7 protein-coding genes (1 of these 7 cut by a window edge) are annotated in these 22342 nt (G+C 73.3%); all 7 read right to left on the bottom strand.

Annotated elements, in window-relative coordinates:
• Positions 1-2: 2 nt before the first annotated feature.
• The gene (locus tag AC1Q7O_RS03800) at positions 3-1181 is read right to left on the bottom strand and encodes a TolC family protein (protein WP_492659137.1); all 1179 of its coding nucleotides are present in this window, start codon (positions 1179-1181) and stop codon (positions 3-5) included.
• A complete protein-coding gene (locus tag AC1Q7O_RS03795) occupies positions 1178-2023 on the bottom strand; it encodes an efflux RND transporter periplasmic adaptor subunit (protein WP_492659136.1) in 846 nt (281 codons plus the stop codon). The genes AC1Q7O_RS03800 and AC1Q7O_RS03795 overlap by 4 nt, the downstream gene beginning before the upstream one ends.
• Entirely contained in the window at positions 2020-4035 is a 2016-nt protein-coding gene (locus AC1Q7O_RS03790) for a preprotein translocase subunit SecA (protein WP_492659135.1), read from the bottom strand. Before AC1Q7O_RS03790 ends, AC1Q7O_RS03795 begins: the two co-directional genes overlap by 4 nt.
• Positions 4029-6173, bottom strand: a complete 2145-nt coding sequence (locus tag AC1Q7O_RS03785) for an efflux RND transporter periplasmic adaptor subunit (RefSeq protein WP_492659134.1) — start codon at positions 6171-6173, stop codon at positions 4029-4031. Before AC1Q7O_RS03785 ends, AC1Q7O_RS03790 begins: the two co-directional genes overlap by 7 nt.
• Before the next feature lie 235 nt (positions 6174-6408).
• Entirely contained in the window at positions 6409-8313 is a 1905-nt protein-coding gene (locus AC1Q7O_RS03780) for an efflux RND transporter periplasmic adaptor subunit (protein ID WP_492659133.1), read from the bottom strand.
• Between the two features lies 1 nt (position 8314).
• Entirely contained in the window at positions 8315-9085 is a 771-nt protein-coding gene (locus AC1Q7O_RS03775) for a SapC family protein (RefSeq protein WP_492659132.1), read from the bottom strand.
• A 41-nt stretch (positions 9086-9126) separates the two neighbouring features.
• Positions 9127-22342, bottom strand: partial view of an LEPR-XLL domain-containing protein gene (locus AC1Q7O_RS03770; RefSeq protein WP_492659131.1) — the end only. Its footprint extends 13847 nt past the window's final position; 13216 of the gene's 27063 nt are visible here — the last part of the coding sequence; its start codon lies beyond the right edge, outside the window — the gene reads right to left on this strand; it ends in the stop codon at positions 9127-9129.

Below are 22342 nucleotides of genomic sequence, written 5' to 3'. Positions count from 1 at the left end.
CTTCAGTTCACCGGCCGCGCCGCCGGCGCCCAGAAGCCGGAGGCGCCCAGGTTGGCCAGCAGCCGCAGCCGGGCCTGGCGCCAGGCGGCCAGCGCCGCCACCCGCTCCTGGCCGGCGCTGGCGCGGTCGCGCTGGGCGGACAGCAGCTCGGCAACGTCCGCCGCACCGGCCACGTAGCGGGCCTGCGTGGCGTCCAGCGCGGCCTGCGTGCCCTGCACCAGCGCTTCGCTGGCGGTGACGGCGGCGGTCTCGGCCACCACGCCGTGGTAGCCGCGCCAGACTTCGTGGGCGATGCGCGATTCGGTGGCCGCGGCCTCGGCCTGGCGGGCGTCCAGCGCTGCCTGCTGCTCCTGCTCGCGGTACACGCGGTTGAAGCCGTCGAACAGCGGGATGCTGACCGTCAGCGCCACCAGTTGCTCGTGGCTGCGGCCGCTGCTGAGCGCGGTGTTGGGCCGGCCGTTGCGGTAGTTGCCGTAGCTCAGGTTCAGGCTGGGCCAGCGCTCGGCGCGCACGTTGCGCGCACGCAGCGCATCCAGCGCCAGCGCCATGCCCGCCGCCTGGCGGGCTTCGACCGCCTTCAGCACGTCGCCCGCCGTGGCCTCGGCCACCTGGGCGGCGGCCACGGCGCCCGCCGCGGATTGCGCCTCGTACCAGGCCTGGCCGACCTCGGCCACGGTGTCCTGGTAGCCGGCGTCGCGGCTGGCCACGGCCGCCTCCAGCCCGCGCTCCGCCTGCGTCAGGGCCGCGCGGCGCACGCCGAAGTCGTACAGCAGCCAGTTCAGCGTGAGGTTGGCGCCGGTGGCGGCAACCGTCGTCGGGTCCCGGCCGGAGGTGGCCTGGCGGTCCTCGCTGCGCGAGGCCGCCACGGCCACGTGGGGCAGATAGCCGCCCCGCGCCTGGCCGAGCAGCGCCCCCTGCGCCGCAACGCCTGCCCACGCGATGCGGGTGCGCGGGTTGTTGCACAGCGCCACCGAGATCGCACGCGCCAGCGTCAGCGGCTCGCCGCTGGCCGTGGTGCTGGTCCCGTCACAGGCGGCACTGCCCGTCGGCGTGGACTGGCCGAAGACCCAGGACGGCGGCGGGCGCGGCTCGTCGTTGTACGGTTCCTCCGCGTGGCCGATGCGCGGCCACAGGGCCGCGACCAGCAGCACCCCGCGGCACGCGGCGAGGTGCGCCCTCATGGCCGCACGGCGCCGTTGCCGGCCCGGTCCAGCTCCAGCTTGCAGCGGATGCCGGCGGGCACCCGGCCCTGCGGATTGAGCAGCTGCAGCTGGACCGAGAAGGTGCCGCTGGCGGCATCGATGACGCTGTCCACCTGCGTCACCTTGGCGGGGTGTCGGCCACCGAGGACTTCGGGCAGCACGGTGGCGTTGCCGCCCACCTTCACCTGCCCCCACAGCGCCAGCGGCAGCACCGCCTCGACGCGCAGCGGGTCGACGCGGGCGAGCTTGAGGATGGGCTGACGGGCGGCGCCGCCGTCGGCCAGTTCGCCCGGGTGCCCGCGCCGCTCCACGACGACGCCGTTGAACGGGCTGCGCAGGCTGCGCCGCGCCAGCGCATCGCGCGCCTGCTGGGCTTCGCGGCGCGCCAGTTCCTGCCCCTCGGTGGCCTCGCGCAGCTCCGAGTGCGCCAGGCGCTGCTCGGCCTCGGCCTCGTCGCGCTGCTGGCTGGTGGCGTACTCCTGCCGATGCAGACCCTGGACGCGCGCCAGCTTCTTGTCGGCGAACTCGACACGGGCGCGGGCGGTGTCGATGCGGCCCTGCATCTGCGCGCGGTAGGCGGCGGCCTCCACGGCCGACTGCTCCACCGCGGTCTCCAGCAGCACCAGCGTCTGCCCGGCCTGCACCTTGTCGCCGCGGCGCACCAGCACGCTCTGGATGCGGGCTTCGCTCGGGCCGCGCAGCTCCACGGTCTGGTCGACGTCGATGACGCACTCGTAGGGCGATGTGGGCGCAGGTGCGCCGGCCGCCTGCGCGGACGCCATGCCCAGGGCCTGCAGCCCTGCCGCCCAATATCGCTTCATTCACCCACTCCCGAAAAAGCCAGCAGGCGCTGCAGCTGGCGGTCCTGGGCCATGGTCCGCAAGCGCAGCTGCGCGTCGCGTGACTCGGCCTGTTGTTGTGCAAGACGCCGCAGCGCCTCGATCTGCCAGGATGGCACGACGGCGCGCCGCGCCAGCCGGGCCGCCAGGCGCGGCATGCAGCTCGTGAACAGCTCGTCGTCCACGGCCACCACGGCCTGGGCGCTGCCCGGATCATGCTGGCGGGCACAGCGGCCGATGAGCTGGCGGTCGACGCGGGCCGAGCCGTGGAACTCGGTCAGCACGACATGCAGGCCGCCGCGCTCGGCCACGCCGGCGCCCAGGCGGATGTCGGTGCCGCGCCCGGCCATGTTGGTGGCCACGGTCACGCGCCCGGCCTCGCCGGCGCGGGCGATCAGCGCGGCTTCGTCCTGGTCCTGCCGTGCATTCAGCAAGGCATGCTCGATGCCGGCCTCGTGCAGCAGCCCGCTCAGCGTTTCCGAGGCCTGGACGGAGCGCGTGCCGATCAGCACCGGGCGGCCCTCGCCCAGCGCCACGCGCCGCACGATGTCCAGCACGGCCTGCCACTTGGCGGTCTGGTCGGGCAGGCCGGCGGTGGGCAGCCGCACCAGCCGGGACGGGCGGTGCAGCGGCACCCGCGCCACCGGCAGGCCGTAGACGCGGCGGATCTCGCCGGCCACCTCGGTGGCCGTGCCGGTCATGCCGGACAGGCGCAGGTAGCGCCGCATCAGCCGCTGGTAGGTGATGCGCGCCAGGGTCTCGCGCGGCGGCGTCAGCGGCACGCCCTCCTTGGCCTCGATGAACTGCTGCAGGCCCCGCTGCCAGGCCCGGTCCGGCATCGCGCGCCCGGTGGATTCGTCGACGATGACGATGGCATCGTCGGCCACCAGGTAGTGCCGGTCGCGCTGGAACAGCAGCAGCGCCGACAGCGCCTGCAGCAGCTTCTCCTCGCGGCCACGCACCGACGTCCACCACCCGCCCAGCCCACGCGCATGGCTTTCGAGCTGCGCGCGGCCGGCGTCGGTGAGCCGCACCGTGCGGGCCAGCAGGTCGGGTTCGCAGTCGACGCCGGGCACCAGGCGCCGGGCCAGCGCGAGCATCTCCAGGCAGGGCCCGGCGTCGTCGGCCTGCTCGCGGCTGGCCGACAGGATCAGCGGCGTGCGCGCCTCGTCGATGAAGACGCTGTCCGCCTCGTCGACGATGGCGAAGGCCAGGCCGCGCAACACCAGCGGCGCGTCGGCGTCACCGGCCTCGGCGCCATCGCGCAGCCGGCCCCAGGCCTGATGGAGCGCGCTGCGCCGGCCCTGCGGCGCCGTGCGGTCGCGCAGGTAGTCGAAGGCCAGTTCCTTGTTGCTGCAGTAGGTGATGTCGCGGCCATACGCAGCCCGACGCGCGGGACGGTCCATCGCGTGGTCGATGGCCGCCACGGTCAGGCCCAGCGCGCGGTATAGCGGCGCCATGTCGGCGGCGTCACGGCCGGCCAGGTAGTCGTTGACGGTGATCACATGCACCGGGTGGCCGGCCAGCGCCAGCGTGGCGGCCGCCAGCGTCGCCGCGAAGGTCTTGCCTTCACCGGTGGCCATCTCCACCAGGCAGCCCTGCACCAGGCCCAGGCCCGCCATCATCTGGCAGGGGTGGTGGCGCATGCCCAGCACGCGGCCGGCGGTCTCGCGCACCAGCGCGAAGGCGGCGGCCAGCCGCTGCAGGTCGTCCACGCCGTCGCGGCGCAGCTGCGCGCGCAGTGCCGCGGTGCGGGTGCGCAGGGCGGCGTCGTCCAGCGCACGCAGTTCGGCCTCGTGGGCCAGCACCAGCGGCACGATGCGCGCCAGTCGCCGCTGGCGCCAGGGCAGGCGCCGGTCCAGCCAGCCCTGGCCATGGTCGGCCAGCCACCGCAGCGCCCGGTCGGCCCACGGCTCGGTGCGTTCCGCCCGCTCGGCAAAAGGCCGGTCCGGCGCGAGCACGGCCGCGGGTGCCAAGCGGTGGTCGTTCACCATTGCAGCTGCGTCATCAGCACCCGCCGCGTGGCCCGCAGCCATTGCCAGCCCACCGGCTCCAGCGGATGCACGAAGCGCACATGCACGCGCTCGCCCCAGCGGGCGCCGGGCGGCAGCGCGAGGTCGAACTGGAAGGTGCGCTCCAGCGTGCGGCTGCCGTGCGGGTCGCGCGGGTCGGTGGGCAGCAGGCCGCCGCCCTCCACGGCCAGCGCGGCGCTGGGCAGATAGGCATCCGCCTGCGGCACCTCGCGCACGATGCGGCTGGGCGCGGCAGCGGCCAGGTCGTGGGCCAGTCGTACCTGCACCGACTGCGTGGCATGCCGCACCCGGTCCACGGTGTCCTGCGCGATGACCACGCGGGCCACGGCCGGTGCGGCGCCCGGCGCGTCGTCCAGCACATGGCCGAACAACTCGCCCGCCTTGACCCACCGGCCCGGCCAGTCCTGCGCCTGCAGCGGCATGAAGCGGCCGGCAGCCCGCGCGCGAATCGTCAGCTCGTCCAGGCGCTGCCGCAGCACCGCCTGGGTCGCCTGCTCCTGCTGCAACTGCTGCTGGGCCAGCTGCGCGGCGGCGCGGTCGCTCCAGTGCGCCTGCCAGGCCCCCTGCAATTCCTGCACGCGCGCGTCGGCCTGGGCCAGTTGCGCCTCCAGGCGCGGGTCGCGCAACTGCAGCAAGGCGTCGCCCACCTCGACCCGGCTGCCCGCCGCGGCCAGCGTCAACACCTCGCCATCGCGCAGCGCGCGCACCTGCGCCACGTCGGGCACCCAGACGACGCCCTCGGCCACGCTGCGCGACGGCAGCGGCACCGCGAACAGCAGCACCGCAGCCGCCAACAGCGCCGACGCGACCGTCGCCAGCGGCCTCACGCGGCGCCCAGCCAGCGTCGGGCTGAACAGCCAGGCCGCCGACTTGGCCAGCGGCAGCGCCAGCATCGTGATCAGCGACCACAGCGCCAGCAGCACGCCGATGAAGAAGAACTGGCCCGCCACGAACAGGGCGATGGCCAGGGCCACGAGCACCCGGTAGAGGCTGGAGGCCAGGCCGTAGAAGGCGAACCAGGCCTGTTCGCCGCGGCTGGCCTGCGGCGCCTCGGCGTCACGCATGCCGAAGGCGTAGCGCTTCAGCGCCCAGCCCCACCAGCGCGTGGCACGCTGGGCCAGGTTGGGCATGCCCAGCCAGTCGATGAGGATGTAGTACGCGTCGTAGCGCAGCAGCGGGTTGCCGTTGAACACCAGCGTCGACACGCCCGCCACCAGCATCACGTTGAAGAGCACCGAGCGCAGCAGCCCGGGCTCCACCAGCAGCCACAGGTAGAAGGCCAGCGCCGCCAGCGCCAGCTCCACCAGCATGCCCGCCGCCCCCACCAGCGCCCGCTCGGCGCGGGAGCGGAACACGGCCGCCGCACTGGCCTCGACGTAGGGCACCGGCACCAGCACCAGCAGCAACACGCCCATGTCGTGCACCTCGCCGCCGCCGCGCTTGACGGCGAAGGCATGGCCCAGCTCATGCAGCACCTTGATGAGCGGGAAGACCAGCCCGAGCAGCAGCAGGTTGTGGGTGGCCAGCACCCGGTCCGAAAAATTGTTGGACAGGTCGGCCCAATGGGGCGGCAGCAGCATCAGCGCCGGCAGCACCAGCGCCAGCCAGGCCATGGCGCCCCAGCGGCTCCAGACGAGGTGGATGAACGGGGTGATCCGGTTCAGCCAGGCGTCCGGGTCGACCAGCGGCAGCCGGATGGCCAGCGGGTTGCTCCAGCCGCGGCGGCGCCGGGCCTGGTGCTGCTGCTCGCCGCGCTCGAACACCTCCTGCGCATCGGGCGGCACGTCACATTGCAGCAGGTCGGCGGCATGCAGCTGGCCCAGCAGCTGCACCACCTCGCCCTGCGTGGGCGCCTGGTCGCCGAGCTGCCGGTTCACGCGCTCCCACAACTGCTGCACGGTGCGCTGGCCGTTCATCGCCGCCAGCAGCAGGCGCGCCGAGCGCTGGAAGCGGTGGGTGCGGTTGGACACCGTGTCGCGCAGCAGGTACCAGACCTGCCCGCGGTAGACATGGCGATGCGTCTGCGCGTGGCTGCGCAGCGCCGGCTTCAGCAAGGCCACGCGGTACCAGTCCTCGGACAGGATGGGGCGTTGGTTCATACCGCTGTCTCCGGGCCGAGCGTCGGGCCGCTCCCAAGCCGGCCCGTCTGGCGATGTGCTCGTGGCTCCATGCCACGAGCATCGCCGTCCCCTCGGGGGCTGAGGCCGGACACGACAAGTCCTGAGGACTTGTCGCGCCTGCCGAAGGGCAGCCGCTCCGTCGGCTGCGCGATCTGCAAGACCGACTGGGCTTGCCCGCGTTCAGCGGGGCAAGACCGGGCGAGGGGCTCAGGCATCAAGGCAGCCACTTCCAGAGGGCCAGGCGCAGCCAGTCGGTCAGCCCGTGGGTCCAGATCCAGGCCAACGTCGCGTGGCCGGCCTCGATCTTGCCGACACCTTCCATGCCCGGGCGCAGCCGTGCACCGTCGGCCGCGGCCTGGGCCACGTCGGCTTCAACGCGGTAGAAGTTGCGCCCGTCACGGGCCGTCGACACGGGTGTGACCTGGCGCACCGCGAAGGGCACGCGCTCGCCGGTCAAACCGGCCAGCGCGAGCTCACCGCGCTGGCCTGGGCGAACCGCGGCGATGTCCCGCTCGTCGACCTCCAGCACGACGCGCCAGCGGTTCAGCGGCGCGATCTCGAACATCGGCTTGCCCTGCTCCAGCGGCAGGCCCTGCAGGCTGCGGCCGTCACCGCTGACGACGACGCCGTCGAACGGCGCCAGCACCCGCGCCCGCGCCAACTGCTCGTCGGCCAGCTGCCGCTGCGCCCGCGCCTGGGCGATGCGCGCCTGGGCCTGGGCCATTTCGGCGCGGTCGCGCAGCGCGGCCGCCTGCCGGTAGCGGCGATCCGCCAGGTCCTCCTCGGCCAGCCAGCGCGCCTGCTCGAGCTGCAGGTCCCGGTCCTGCATGCGGGCCAGCAGCGCACCGGCGCGCACGGTGTCACCGGCGCGCACCGGCGCCTCGGCCACCACGCCAGCGAACGGCGCCACGCTGGCACGCTGCATCTCGCCTTCGATGACGGTGCGTGCCGCCACGCGGTGCGGCACGTCCACCAGCAGCGGCACCGCGAGCAGCAACAGCACGCCCAGCGTGCCCAGCTTGAGGCCGGCATGCCCCGGCCCGGTCAGGCGGCGCCAGGTGTCGCCCGTGCCATCCACCGCCCGCCGCCACAGGCCGCGCTCGTTGTCGCGCTGCAGTGCCAGCACCGGCCCGAGCAACTGGCCCAGCGCCCGCAGGCCGTGGGTCTCCGCCTCGCTGAAGGCGGCCGTGGCACGCTCCAGCGTCAGCAAGCCCACCACGCCGGCGGCGTCGACCAGCGGCACCGACAGCACGCCGGCGTTGCCGTTGGCCGCAGCCAGCGCCGCCTGGGCAGGCGCGTCGGGCAGCGGCACGGCGTCTGCACCGTCAAGCTCCGGCGCGGCGGGATGGCTCAGCGGCAGGCCGGCGTCCAGCACCTCTTCCATCGCATCGACGATGAGGCGCACGCCATCGGTGCTGGCCTCCACGAGTGCGGTGTGCGACATCGCCACCACCTCGACGCTGCGGGCGCGCACCAGGCCCACACTGACCCGCTGGGCCGACAGGCGTGCCGACAGTTCGTTGGCCAGCGCCAGCGCGGCGGCCCCCAGGCGCGCATGCTGCAGCGCCGTGGCCAGCAACTCCCCGGCCTGCGACACGCGCGAAAAATCCTCCCGCATGGCCGACATGGCCTGCGCCCGCAGCCGGGCCTCCAGTTGCGCGCAGGCCCAGTGCACGACACGCGGCGCACGTTGCAGCTCCTGCGGCGAGACCGGCTGCAGCTCCAGCGCCACGGCGCCATGCAGCACGCCGTCGACGGCAACGGGATAGGCGAGGTGCACCGGCTCACCGTCCAGTGCCGGCAACGATCCCGAGACCGCGCCGCGCAGGTCGCCACGGCCGCTGGCCAGCGCGCGCTCGGCCACCGGCGCGAGGCTGCGGTCCGCCTGGGCGGCCTCCGGCCACACCGCGGCGGCGCTGAAACCACCGCGCTGATGTGACCCGCGCACCAACAGTGCGGCACGCACGGCCGGGAGCTGCGCGCACAGCAGCGCCAGCCAGGCGGGGTCGAACTCGGCGTCGTCGCGCGCCGTCGCCAGGCGCGCCCAGTCCTGTGCTTCCGACCGCCCCGCGTTCGATGCGGTCGCGGCCGGCGCCTGAACGGCTTCGGTGCGCAGCACCTCAGCCGTTGGCCAGGGCGCCGACAGCCTCGGCCTGCGGCAGGGGCGGCGTGGCGCTGGCCAGGCGCTGGCTCAGCGCCTGGAAGTTGCGCAGCGACTGCAGGTGCAGGTGCACCAGCTCCAGCTCGCCGCCGCGCACCAGGTCGGCCAGCGTGGCGTCGTCCAGCGCGTTCAGGCGCGTGCGGTTGATGACGTGGAAGCCCCCCAGCTGGCGCTTCTCGCCGCCGCCCACGGTGAACTGGGCCTGCATCGCCTCGAACAGGTCGAGGGCCTGCAGGCGCGCGGTCAGCTCGCGGGTGCGGGTGAACTCGCGCCGGTAGTCCTGCAGGAAGCGCAGCACGCCGTCCACGTAGGCGGTGGGCGTGCCGTCGGCGTTGAACAGGGCCTCGCCCTGCGCCTGCCAGTTCAGCCCGCGGAACGCCTCGTCCACGCACAGCGTGAAGGTCTTGCCCTCGTCCTCCGTGGAGAACACGAACGGGTAGCGGCGCAGGAAGGCCGGCACATAGCCTGCCTGCCAGGCGTCCTGCGCGCCGAGGTAGAGGTTCTCGCCGGCGCGCGTGCCGAGCAACACCACCGGCACCAGCTCGCCGGCCGTGCCCGTCTCGGCGAAGACCAGCACATGGTCGACGCTGGCCGGCGCGAACTCCGCCGCCATGACCGGCACCGAGTTGAGGTGGCGGCTGAAGCCGTAGTGCAGCGCGGTCTGCACCGCACAGCGGCCATGGCGGGCCGCGGTGACCGGCACGACGGTTTCGTAGATCAGTTGCTGCATGCTCGTGGGGGGTGTGAGGTCGGGGGCATTGTGGCCAGAGATCAGAGCGCCGCGGTGCTGACCGTCTTGCGCAGCACCGGTGCGGTGGGCGCCTGCACCGCCCGGCTGGCGAGCGCGTCCGTCGTATCCGGCAACGCGGCGGCGTTCAGGAACTCCGCGATCCAGCTGTCGGCACCCGACGCCGCCGCTGGGGCCGGCATAGGCACTGCCGCGCTCGGAGTGGGCGGCGCGAGGTAGCGGGCCGTCCAGTCGACGCGCGCCGCCGCTGGCAGCGGCAGCGGCGCCGGGGCCGATGCCGGCTCCACCTTCACCGACTCGATGCCCGCCAGCGTGATGCCCGCCGCCATGCCCAGCCCGGTGATGCGGGTGGGCGTGACGACGTAGTCCAGCTTCTGCGTGTTGCCGGTGTCGTCCAGCCGCAGCCGGTCGTTGCCCAGGTCGCCGTTGACCGTGACCGGCCCGGCGATGGTGGCGGCCCGCCCGCCGGACGCAGGCGCCTGGCTGCCGAGGTTGATGGCGTCGTCGCCCACGCCCAGCTGCACCACCAGCGCCTCGCGGCTGGCCCGCACGTTGACCGTGTCATTGCCCGCATTCGTGGCGATGGTCAGCGCGCCGGCGTTGGCGGCCGCCAGCGTCACGGTGTCGGCACCGGCGCCGGTGTCCAGCCACGTGCTGCCGGCATGGGTGCCGGCGATGGTGACCTCGTCGGCGCCCAGCCCCAGCTTGATGCTGAGCTGCTCCAGCGTGCCGTAGACCACGCCCTGCCCCAGGCCGAAGCCGGTGAGGGTGTCGGCGTCCACCGTGCCGATGTTGGCCGCGATGTCGCCGGTGTCGTCCAGGAACAGCAGGTCCTCGCCGGCACCGCCGGCCACGGTCACGCGGGCGGCCAGGCCGTTGAGCGTGCCGCCGGTGGCTCGGCCGGGGCCGGTGGTGGTCGTGTTGCCACCCAGGCCACGGCCCGGGTTGCCGAGGTTGACGGTGTCGTTGCCGTCGCCGCCGTTGACGGTCACCGGCGCGCTGTTGCCGCGCACGGTGATGGTGTCGGCGCCCAGCCCGGCCTCGACGCGCAGCTCGCCGCCGTTGGCAACGATGCTGATGTTGTCGGCGCCGTCGCCGGTGTCGAGATCGGTGCGGCCGGCCGGCGTGCCGGCGACGGTGACGACGTCGGCGCCGCTGCCCAGCCCCACGCGCAGCCATTCCAGCGAGCCGAACTCCAGCGCGCTCGCTAGGCCGAAGCCGGTGACCGAACTCGCCGCCAGCGTGGCGCGGCCGCCCACGGTGTCGCCGGTGTTGTCGAGGTCGAGGCGGTCGTCGCCGTCGCCACCGCTCACCAGCACCGTCCCGCCCAGGCGGCTCAGCAGCCCTTGGCCGGGCAGCGGCTCCAGCGCGCCCAGGCGCACGCTGTCATCGCCCGCGCCGCCCTGCACTTCCAGCGCGCCGGCCACGTCGCGCACCACCAGCGTGTCGGCGCCGCCCTCGCCGCCCAGCCACAGGCTGCCGACGCCGCCGCGCACGACGATGCGGTCCGCGCCGTCGCCGCCGGCCAGCCGCGTGCGCCCGGCCAGCGTGCCGCTGACGTCCAGCGTGTCGGCGCCGGCGCCCAGTTGCACGTCCAGGTTCTCCAGCGTGGCCAGCTGCAGCGAGCCAGCCATGCCCAGGCCGTCGACGGCCGTGCCGGACAGCGCCCCGATCAGCGCGGTGGCCGTGCCGTCGTCGGCGTTCAGCCACAGGCTGTCCTGGCCGGCATCGCCCGCCAGCTGCAGCAGGCTGCCGATGCCGTGCAGGCCGGCGCCGGCCTGGCCGATGCGCAGCTCGTCGTCGTCCGCGCCCGCGGCCACGCGCGTCGCGCCGCCGATGCCGCGCACATCGATGCGGTCGGCGCCGGCGCCGGTGTCGATGTCCGTCGTGCCGGCGATGGTGTTCTTCACCGTCACCGCATCGTCGCCCCCGGCCGTGCGCAGGCCCAGGTTGGCGATCGACTCGATCTGCACGGACAGGCCGTCGATGACGAGCTGCTGCCCGTCGACCAGCACGGTGTTGGCGATGTCGCCGAGCTGGATGACCAGCGAGTCCGCGTTGGCCTGGCCCGCGATGGTCAGCGCCTGGACGCCGACGCTGGCGGCGTCGATGCGGAACTGGTCGTCCGCCACGCTGCCCACCAGGTCGAGCGCATGCACGCCGCTGTAGCGCACGCTGACCTGGCCGTCATCGGTGGTCAGCGTGGCATCGGCCACCGCCATGCCCAACGCCGCCAGGTCGTCCTGCGCCTGCACCAGCAGCCGGTCCTGCGCGTCGCCACCCATGCCGACGGTCAGCGCCAGCGGGTAGCCGGCGCCGATCTCCTGCACGTTGACGATGTCGTCGCCCGCGCCGGTGTCCACCCGCACGGTCTGCGCGTCCACCACGCCAGCGAGCAGCGACACCTGATCGGCACCGCCGCCGGTGTCGATCTGCAGCGCCGTGATGCCGCTGAAGCTGGGCAGCACGGTCGCGCCGGCCAGCTTCAGGCTGTTGCGCTCGATGGTGACCACATCGTTGCCATCACCCAAGGTCCAGCCCAGCGTGTTGCGGCCGCCCCCACCCGCCAGCGCGCCGGAGATCCGGGCGCCCGCACCGAGCGCGAAGCTGTCGTCGGCGCTGCCGCCGGTCAGCGTCTCGAAGCTGCTGAAGGCCAGGCTGCCGTTCAGGCTGCCGGCATCGACGCCGGTCAGCGCCCAGGCGCTGGCCAGGTTGGGCCCGCTCAGCTGGTCGGCGGCCCGGCTGCCCACCAGGCCGGCCACGCCGCTGAAGCCGCCCAGCACCACGCCGGCCGCAGCGGTCGTCACCCGGCCCGCCTGGCTGCCCGACAGCGCGACCGCCACGGACGCCGAGCGCCCGCTGAAGTCCAGCGTGGCGGCGCCGCTGCCGGTGGCGGTGCCCGCCAGCGAGGCGGTGTTGTTCACGAACACGAAGGCCTGGCCGGGGCCGCTCGCCGTGGCGTTCTCGATGCCGGTGAAGGAGATCAGGTCGGTGACGCCATCCGCGGCGCTGACCGTGCCGCTGCCGGCCCCCGTGAACTTCCACAGGCTGCCGCCCGACAGCAGGTCGTTGCCGCCCTGGCCGTTGATCGTCACGCGCGTGAGCCAGTCCGGCAGGTTGACGATGTCGAAGCGGTCGTCGCCGCCCTTGGCATTGAAGGTGATCTCGGCATAGGGCCGCAGGTCGACGGTCTCGGTCGCGCCCGTCACGCCGTTGCGGATCCTCAGCGTGGCACCGTCGATGGTGACGACGTCATTGGCGTCGGTCAGGTCCCAGGTGCGGCGCGGGTCGGGCAGCACGGTGGGTTGCGTGGCCTGCTCGATGGTCTCGTCGTAGTCCACGACCTTGGCGCCCACCTGGTAGCGCAGGCCGGTGGCCGTCGCCGTGGAGGGCACCTCGAGCGTGTCGACGTTCACGCGCGTGCCGTTGGCCAGCAGCGAGGGCAGCGGGCCGCTGTCGTGGATGAGCACCTGGACGCTGCTGCTGCCCTGCAGCACGCGGTAGAGGTCGCTGTCGGCGCCGCCGTCGAGCAGCAGGCGCTGGGCGCTGCTGTCCAGCACCGTGAAGGTGTCGGCGCCGGCCAGCCCGGCGATGGCCAGCACCTCCATGCCGGCGTAGTTCAGCACGCTGTTGCCCAGCTGCACCAGCGCGTTGTTGATGGTGAAGACGTCCGCGCCGGCCGTGCCCTGCAGCGTGAGCTGGTCCAGCGTGCCGCCGGCGTCTTCCAGGCGCACCGCGTCCAGCGCCGCAGCGCTGATGGTGAACTCGTCGGAGTTGGCGCCGCCGTCCAGCACCACCTGGCCGCTGCCGGCCCAGGCCAGCACCTGCAGGCGGTTGGCGCTGGCGCCGCCTTCCAGCCTGGCGGCGTCGACGTTCCTGAGCGCCACGACGGCGCCGTTGCGCGCCGCCAGCGTGTTGCCGTTGAGCGTCCAGTCGGTGTCGGCGGACACCCGCAGCGAATCGCTGCCGGCGCCGGTGTCGACGCTGAACTCGCCCGTCAGCTGCACGTAGCGCTGCGGCTGGCCGGGGGGCGTGGCCACCGGCACGAAGGTGCCGACCGCCGGCGGCTTGAGCTGGTCGCTCAGCAGCGCCACCTGGTCGTCGCCGTTGCCGGTGAGGATGCGCAGGTTCTGCAGGCCGTAGGCCGTGATGCCGGCGCTGCCCATGCGGACCTTGTCGTCGGCCTTGCCGGTGGTCAGTTGCACCGTCGCGATGTCGAAGAACGTCAGCCCCGACAGCGCACGCCCGCCGGCCGAGCCGGTGAGCGTGTTGGCCTTGGCGCCGGCGATCAGCGCGCCCTGGTCCTCGATGACGGTGACGGTGGACGGCGGCGACACGCTGCGCACGAATGCATAGCCGGTGCCGGCCGTGTCGGGCGTGGCGCCCGGGCGGCCCTGCAGCTGCGGCGCGCCGATGAGCGCGCGCTGGCCCGACAGCGCCACCGCGTGGCCCACCATGTCGCCGGCCTCGCTGTCGCTGGCGTAGATCGGGTCGAGCGGCGTTTCCAGGCGCCAGCCGGTGCCCGTCAGGCGCCAGCTGTAGACGGCGCCGCGGTCGGCCACGCCGGCCACGTCGCGGCCGGAGGCGCCGGCGATCAGCAGGCCCTGGTCCAGCGCCACGGACGTGCCGAGCAGGTCGTTGGCCGCACCGGTGGCGAGTTGCAGCACGGCGCGGTTGCCCCAGACGTTGCCGGTGCGCTGCCACGCGTAAATCGCGCCGCGCCCGCCCGCCGTCGCCGGTGAGCCGACGACCACCACGTCGCCGCTGATGTCGACGGCCGCGCCGAGGCGGTCGCCCACGGCGGCCTGCGCGCCGGCGGTCAGGGTCTGCTGCAGCGCCCAGGTGCTGCCGCCCAGCCGGTAGACGGCCGCCGCGCCGCTGTTGCCGTTGCCGGCCGGTGCGCCCACCACCAGGCTGCCCTGGTCGATCGCGACGGCGGCGCCGAACTCGCCGGCCAGCACACCGCTGCCGGTGATCGTCTGGCCCGCCGCCCAGCTGCTACCGTTGAAGTTGAACAGCCGCGCCTGGTTGACGCCCGGTGCACCCGCCACGGCCACGGTGCCCGAGAGGCCCACGGCCGCCCCCAGCCGCGCGCCGGCCGTGCCGGCGACCTCGGTGCGCAGCGTCCAGCCATCGCCCAGGCGCTGGTAGAAGTACAGCTCGCCGCTGCCCGCGCCCTTGCTGGGCGCGCCCACCACCAAGCTGTCGCCCGACAGCGCCAGCGCGGCACCGAACTGGTCGGCCCGCACACCATCCGGCGCCTGCAGCAGGCTGGCATAGACCCATTGGCCGGCGGCATTGGCGCGGTAGATGAACACCGCGCCGCGGTCGTCGAAGTCGCGCGCGCCCACCACGGCGGTGTCACCGTCTATGGCGACCGCCACGCCGGCCTTGGCCGTGGCGACCGCCGCCGGCGTCAGCTCGCTGCCCACCGGCAGCCAGGCCGAGCCGCGCTGGCGCAGGCCGTACAGCACATTGGTGATGCTGTCGGTGTTGGCCGTGCCGGCCACGTAGAAGCCTTCGCTGATGATCTGCGCACCGGCGCCGAAGCCCAGCGTGGTACGGCCGTCCACCTGCATGCTGCGGGTGGCGGTGTTGTAGCTGCCTGCCACCAGGTTGGGGCCGATGTAGCTGCCGTTCTGGTCATGCAGGCTCAGCGAGCCGGCGCCCACCGGCTGGCCCACCAGCAGGCGGTTGCCGGCCTGGTCCAGCGCCTCGTTGCCGCCGTTGAACAGCGTCGTGCCCTGCGCGTTCAGCTCGGCGCCGCCGCTGGCCCACAGGCTGCCGTTGCGGACATAGGACTGCAGCGTGCCGCCCGTGCCGCCCATCACATAGAGCTGGTTGCCGTTGGTCGTCAGCTCCGTGCCCTGCGCGCCGTCGAAGGTCTGCAGCGGTCGCAGCGGGTTGTCGGTGAAGCCGCCGACGGTCGCAGTCCACTTGGTGTAGTCGGCGCCCGTGGCGCTGTAGATCATGCTGCGCGACTTGCCGGCCGCGCCGACCACGAGGAGGTCGCCGACGATGTCCACGGCCGAGCCCCACTGCGCGCCGGCCAGGCCGTTGAACGTGGCGTGAACGGTCTCGGTGCCGGGGATGGGCCGCGTGCTGGCGACGTAGACGCGGTCGAAGTCGGTGTTGCCATCTTCGTCGCCCGGGATCGTCACCGTGACGGTGTTGTCCGTGTCGTTGGCGTAGATGAAGGCGTTGACCCACTCGAAGTCTTCGGTGTCCGACACCATGAAGACGGTGCGCGGGCCGACCGTGATGGACGTGATGTTCTTGTCGATCACGTCCGTGTTGAAGTCGATCTCTACGCGATTGTTGTAGCGGGTGCGCGAGCCGTTGTCGTTGATCTCGATCCAGAACGGCCCGATGTCGGTGCCCACGAACACCTGCTCGACGTCGCCGTCGAACGCCACGTTCAGCCTGTAGGTCGCCGAGCCGGCAGCCACGTTCGTGGTCGTGTCGCCACGGGTCAGGCCGACGGCGCGGCCGTTGGTCGTGTAGCTCGTGCGCAGCTTGCCGGTGCCGTTGTTGTAGACCAGGCCGCTGCCGGTGTCGCCCTCGTCCGCATTGGGTCCCGGCACGTCGGCAAAGGCCATGATGACGTGTGCGGGGATGGTGCCGGTCAGGGAGAACGGCAGGTTGCTCGTGCGCACGTAGCGGCCCTGGTAGGTGCTCGCGGTCGTCGCGCCGTTGCTGAGGGTGTGGGCGCGGTAGACGCTGCCGGCCGACGTCGTGACGCTGTCGGTCAGGAAGATGCTCTGCACATACGACGTGTTGTCCGGCAGTGCCGCGTCGTTGGGCATCAGCAGCTTGTCCGGGTCCCACCAGGTGCCGCCGAACACATAGGTGAACGCACCACCGGCAACGCCCAGCTGCAGCGAATAGGCCGGATCGGCCTGGCCGGCCGAGGCATAGCTGGCGCTGGCGCCAGGCATGCCGACCACGACGCGGTTGCCCGAGATGGCGACGGATTCGCCCCAGCGGATGCCGCTCTGGCCGGGGGCGAGGGTCTGGTACAGCGTCCAGGTCTCGCCGTTGGCTTCGCGCTTGTACATGAAGGCGCGGTCGCCCTGAGGCGCGCCGACGATCATCCAGTTGCCGTCGACGTCGATGTCGGCGCCGAAGCCGGCCTCGGCGCGGGTGATGGTCTGCACCGGGCGCCAGTACAGGCCCTCGTTGATGTAGACGTACACCGCGTTGTCGCCAGAGTCGCCGACGAACAGCGTGCGCGAGGCCGCGTCGTAGTGGGTGCTGGCGCCGAAGCGCGAACCGACGGCGGTGGGGTTGAGCGGGTCGGCCAGTTGCTCGGCCCACATCGACGCGCTGACGTTCGTCGGCAGCACGCCGTTGGTGGAGAAGGTGCGCACGCCGCCCACGTCGGGCCGCAGCAGGGTGCCGCCGGGCGCGTCGTTGTGACCGGGCATGCCCACCACCAGGCGCCCGCCGCCCAGTGCGACGCCGCTGCCGAAGCGGTCGGCCGTGTTGTACGGCGCGGCGATGTTGACCGAGCTGCCGGCCGGCTCGGCGGCGCCCAGCCGGCCGTCGCCGGTGGCGCCGGTGCTGCGCACCCAGCTGGCGCCATTGCCGCTGCCCTGGTCGGCCAGCTGCATGAAGACGTAGGCACCGCCGACGTCGAGCGCCGTGCCGTCGTAGCCCGGCGCCCCCACGGCCACGTACAGGCCGCCCAGCGCGACGCTGGCGCCGAACTGGTCACCGGCGCGGCCGTTGTTCAGCGCTTCGGCCTCGGGCAGGCCGCCATCGGCGGTCAGGCGCGCCGTGCGCAGCCAGGCACCGCCGCTGGACTGGAACACGAAGGCCCGGCCCTGGTCGGTCCGGTTGCCGGCCACGCCGTCCCACAGCGGCGCACCGACGACGATGCGGCTGGCATCCATGTCGATGGCCTGGCCGAAGCGCTCACCCGCTGTCGGGTTGGAGGCCGTCAGCTGCGCACTGCTGCTCCACACCGCACCAGCGCGGGTGTAGACGTTCACGCGGCCGCCGCTGCTGTCGGCCGGCGAGCCCACCGCGAGCACATCGCCGAACAGGCTGACCGCGTAGCCGAAGTCGGCGTTCACGCTGCCGCCGATGGCGATGCGCTGCTGCTGGCTCCACACCACCGTGCCCTGCGGCGAGGTGCTGCGGGTGAACACATAGGCAGCGTCGCGCGCGGCCGTGCCGCCCGCGGCGCCGACGACGATCCTGTTGCCGCTGACGTCGACCGACTGGCCGAAGGTGGCGCCGGCCGTGGCGTCGGCGGCCAGCAGGCGGCCCTGGAAGCTCCAGGCCGTGCCGCTGCGCACGAAGACATAGGCCGCACCGGCGTTGCTGCCGCCGGAGTCGTCACCCGACGCACCGACGACCAGCGTGTTGCCGTCGATGGCCAGTGCCGAGCCGAAGCCCTGGCCGCCGCCGTCGCGCAGGTCCGGCGCGTAGAGCTTGGCCTGCTCGACCCAGGCGCTGCCACTCCAGGTGTAGACCAGCACCAGCCCGCCGGTGCCGCCGTCCATCTCGGCGGCCAGCGCCATGGTGCTGCCGTCGCTGCTGATGGCCACCACCTGGCCGGCGTGGCGGGTGTCGGCCGCCACGGGCTGGCTGAGGTTGGTCTGGCGCGTCCAGCTGACGACACCGTCCACGGTCAGCGTGTGCAGCACCAGCTTGGGCAGGTTCAGGTCGGCCACGTTGACGCTGTCGATCAGCAGGTCGGCCGCGGCGTCGGCAGGCGTGTTCACGTCCAGCGCAGACAGGCCGTGGATGACCACGGGCTCCACGCCGCTGAAGGCGAAATGGTTGCCGCGAACGAGGATCTCGCCCGCCCGCGCTTCGGTGGCGCTGGGGTTGAAGCTGCCTGACGCCACGCCGTCACCGGCGATGCGCAGCGTGTCGCCGTTGGCGCCGTTGTTGCCGCCGTTGAAGGTCACGTTGGCGGTGCCGGCCGGCACGCCGGTTTCCATGTCGGCGAAGAACTGGTCGTCGCCATCGCCGCCGTTGAACACGGCCAGGTGGCCGCGGTTGTCGAGGCCGGCCTCGATCTGGAAGCTGTCGCGGCCCGCGCCGGCGTTCACGGTGATGTCGTAGCCGTAGGTCTGGCTGTACAGCTGCGTCACGTCGTTGCCGCTGCCCAGCGACACGGAGAGGCCCTCGATGCCGCGGCTGTTGACGTTCAGCGGCGCCAGCGTGCCGGCGCGGCTGATGACGACCTGCGCGTAGGGCGTGGCCGTGGGGTCGCCGCCGAGCACGCGGCCATAGAGGGCCAGCCAGCGCGGGTCGGCGCCGGTGGCCGGCGCCTGCGCGGGGAAGATCTGCGCGAAGGGCTTGTTGGTGATGGCCAGGTCGGTGGCGGTGGTCGCTGCCGTGTCGAGATAGGACACGCTGTCGTCGCCCGCCTCGCCGTCCACGACGACGGCAATGCCGCGCACGCTGTCGGCCGTGGGCGTGCCGGTGTCGATCAGGAAACGGTCCAGCGTGTAGCCGCCGCTGGTCAGCGGCGTGCCGATGTTGATGATGTCGTCGCCCGCGCCGGCATTGATGTTGAACGACGCGTTCTTGCCCAGCGGCGATTGCTCGCGGTGCGTGGACTCGACGTTGACCGTGTCGTCGCCGCTGCCGGCGCCGAGCACCACGGTCTCCATGCGGCGGTAGGTGAAGGCGGCCGCGCCGCTGCGCTGCACGGTGGTGGTGTCGAAGCGCCAGGGGGTGTCGCCCACGGGCGTGAGCGCCGCATCCACCTGGTTGCGCACGGTCCACAGCCGGCCGGCGGCGTCCGCCTCGTCGTGGATCCAGAGTTCGTCCTCGGCCTCGGGGCCGGCGCCGTCGATGGACAGCGTGCCCTGCAGGCCGGCCAGGCTGCCGCTGGCTTCCTGCCCTTCGCTGGCCCCGACATGCACACGGTCCTGGCCGCCGCCCAGGTCGAGCGCGAGGTTCTGCCCGGCGTCCATGCCAGGGATGTAGAAGCGGTCGGCGCCCTGGCCGAGCTTGACGCTGACGGCGTCGTCGCCGTCGAGGCGCACCTGCCCGATCATGTCCAGGCCGCTGACGGTGTTGCCCAGCCAGGTGCCGGTGTTGGCGTTGTCGTCGCCGCTGTCGTCCAGCACGATGCGGTCGGCCCCGGCCTGGCCGTCCAGGCGCAGCGTGCCGCGCACGAAGTCCACGCGGTTGAGCAGTCCCGGCGTCAGGCCGGTGGCGCTGCTGCCGACGGTGAGCAGGTCGTCACCGCCACCGCCGCGCACCGTGGTCACGCCGCCATAGCTGCTGTCGATGCGCAGCTGGTCGTTGCCGCCGCCCAGCTGCAGGTTGACCGCCTCGACCGTGCTGCTGAAGCTGCTGTTGCCCTGCAGGTCCAGGCTGCGGCTGGCGAAGTAGATGGCCCCCGGCCAGTCGGCCGCGGACAGGTCGTAGCCCGCGCCGAAATTGCTGTTGTGCACCGCCACCTGGCGGTTGCGGCCCATCTCCATGCCCGTCAGGCTGATGGCCGACACCTGGCCCGGCGTGGTGCTGGCGTCGGCGCGCACGTTGAGCGTGTCCTGGCCGCCCTGGCCCTGGAACGCGACGATGCCGGCGATGCCGCCCAGGCGGTCGCTGTCGTTGTAGACGTCCAGCACGTCGTCGCCGTCGCCGCCGTAGACGCCGGCATAGAGCGTGGCGCCCATCTCCTTGATGCGCACCCGGTCGTCGTGGCCGCTCAGCTCCACCAGCAGTGCCGCGCCAACGTCGGCGTTGAAGCCGATGCCGGTGCCTGCGGCCATGCCCAAGCCGCTGATGAGGCCGCTGCCGATCTGGCCGGTGAGGCCCTCGGTGGCCGCATCGGCGCTGACGTAGATGCCGTCCACGGTGCCGCCGGGGCCGCCGGCGCCCGTCTGCACCTGGATGCCGCCCAGCCGCGCCAGCGTGCCGGTCAGCCGGGCCAGCGCAGCATCGCCGGCGCCGTCGTCGTAGGCGCTGCCGGTCATGAACAGCGACTTGCTGGCATTGCTGGCCAGGAAGAAGCGGTCGGCGCCGTCGCCGCCCTGAAGCGTCGTGGGGCCTGCCACGGCACGGGCGAAGATGCGGTCGTCGCCGCCGTTGCCCCGCACCGTCGTGCTACCGCCCGCATTGCTGCCCAGCGGGTCGTTGAGCTGGAGGAAGTCGATGTCGGCGCCGCCTTCGAGCAGCAGCGTCGGCGCAGCAATGGCGCCACGCAGGTCGAGCGTGCCGCCGCGGGCGGGGTCAGGGTCGGCCGGGTCGGTATCCACGCGCAGTTCCACGGCTTTCGAGCTGGACAGGCGAGTGCCTGCGGCCAGCGTCAGGTCGTCGCCCGCGCGCAGTTCCACCACGCCGGCGGCCTGGGCGCCGCCCGCGGTCACCGCTTCACCGAAGACCGTGGTGCCGCTGACCAGCACGACGATGTCCTCGCCCATGCGCACCGTGTCGCGCGTGGCGATCTCCACCTCGCCACCCGAGGACTGCGCGCGCAGCAACTGCAGCGTGCCGTCGATGCCTTCCAGGTGCACGCCGCCGCTGGCGCTGACGACCAGATGGCCCTCGGCCGGCACGGCGTCGTCCAGCGCCAGCACGTTCTGCTGCTGGCCGGTGCCGGCGCCTTCGATCTCGATGCGGTTGGCACGGGTGCCGATGGCGCCGCCGTTGGCACGCAGGTCGATGTGCGCGGCCTGCAGGTCGGCCGCCGCGTCGTCGGCCGCGTCGGTCATGCCGCCGGCCAGCGTGACGAGCGCCACGTCGCCGCCGCGCGACACCACGCCGCCCAGGCCCAGGTCGCCCACCGTCTCGCGCAGGTACACGCTGCCGTCGGCGCTGGCATTCACCGCGCCCGCAGCCTGGGCCGACGAATCGATCTCGAGGAAGTCGTTCAGCAGCCCGATGCTGCCGCCGCGGGCGTCCAGCGTGATCGCGTTGCCGATCACCCACGGCGTGTTGCCCGGGTCGGTGGCGCCCGTGTGGGCATCCAGGATGCTGCCCCCCCGGGTGCTGAGCGACACATTGCCCGAGCGCGACTGCACACGGTCTATCCACAGATCGCCGTCGGTCTCGTCGAAGCGGACGTCGCCGCTGAGATCGGCCTGCACGACACCGGTGCCCCGCACGTCGACGGTGGCGAGCAGGTTCACGCGCCGCAGCTGATCGGTGCTGGCAGCGTCAGCCGCCACGACACGGATGCCGCCACTGCCCGTGGACACCAGCGTCGCCTCGGCGGCGGCCGCCATGGCCAGCAGGCGCAGGCCGGCGCGCTGCGTCACGGCGGGCGCGGCCGCCAGGCCGTCGTAGCTGGCGGCCATGGCCGTGGCGTTGCGGCCGAAGAAGGCATTGACGTCGGGCAGGCTGGCCGCGCCGTCCGGGCGGAAGCGGCTGACGTACAGGTCGCCGGCGGCATCGTCCGCGCTAGACGCGTCGTCGGGCGTGCGCACCAGCACGGCGGGCGCGGTCGCCCCGCTGCCGGGCGCCTCGCGCACCGCCTGCTGCAGCAGCACGTCCACGCCGCCCTGCCCTGCCAGGCCGGCATGCACCGCGTCGATGTTGAAGACGGCGGTCGTGGCGGCAGGGTCGCGCAGGCGGCCGGCCAGGTCCAGCGCCACGTCGCCACCGGCCAGCGCCGTCAGCCCGGTGGCGCCGCTGGCGCTGCGCACCAGGTCGACGCTGATGCGGTTGCGGCCGTCGAGGCCGTCGCCGTCGTGGTTGGTGGCGTCCTTGTCGAAGCCGATGCTGCCCTGGCGCGCTTCCAGCGTGAGCTGGCGCGACTGGATCAGCGCCGTGTGGCCACCCACGATCTCGCCGCGGTCGGTGCGGGCGACGATGTCGCCGGCCGCCGCGCGCAGCGTCGTGCTGCCCAGCGGGTTGGTGATGGTGCCGGCCAGGATGATGTCGGGCGCGCCGAGCGTCGAGGTGTTCTCGATGACGATCGTCGTCGGGCCGTTCTCGCGGCGGATGTCGAAGTCCAGGTCCACCTTGCCGGCCAGCAGGTCGATGGTGGGCTGGCGGCTGCTGGCCGGGTTGATATTGCCGATGCGCAGCGACTTGTCGGACGCATTGCGGATCGTCACCGACTCGAAGTTGTCGAACACGCGGAACAGCGGCCCGGCGCCTGCCGGCGACGCGGGGTTGGCGTCGGCAATGGTCTCGGAAACCAGGCGCGCCTGCAGCCCGCCGGCGTTCTGGATGTCGCCGATGCTGATGGTGTCGCCGCTGGTCGTGACCGTCGGCCCGCCGGGCAGGTTGCTGACCTGGCCGCCGGCAGCGATCACCACC

Source organism: Roseateles sp. GW823-FHT07B05, from assembly GCF_058794515.1.
Note: the sequence above shows the minus strand (reverse complement) of the source record. Positions and strands in the feature narration are given on the sequence as shown.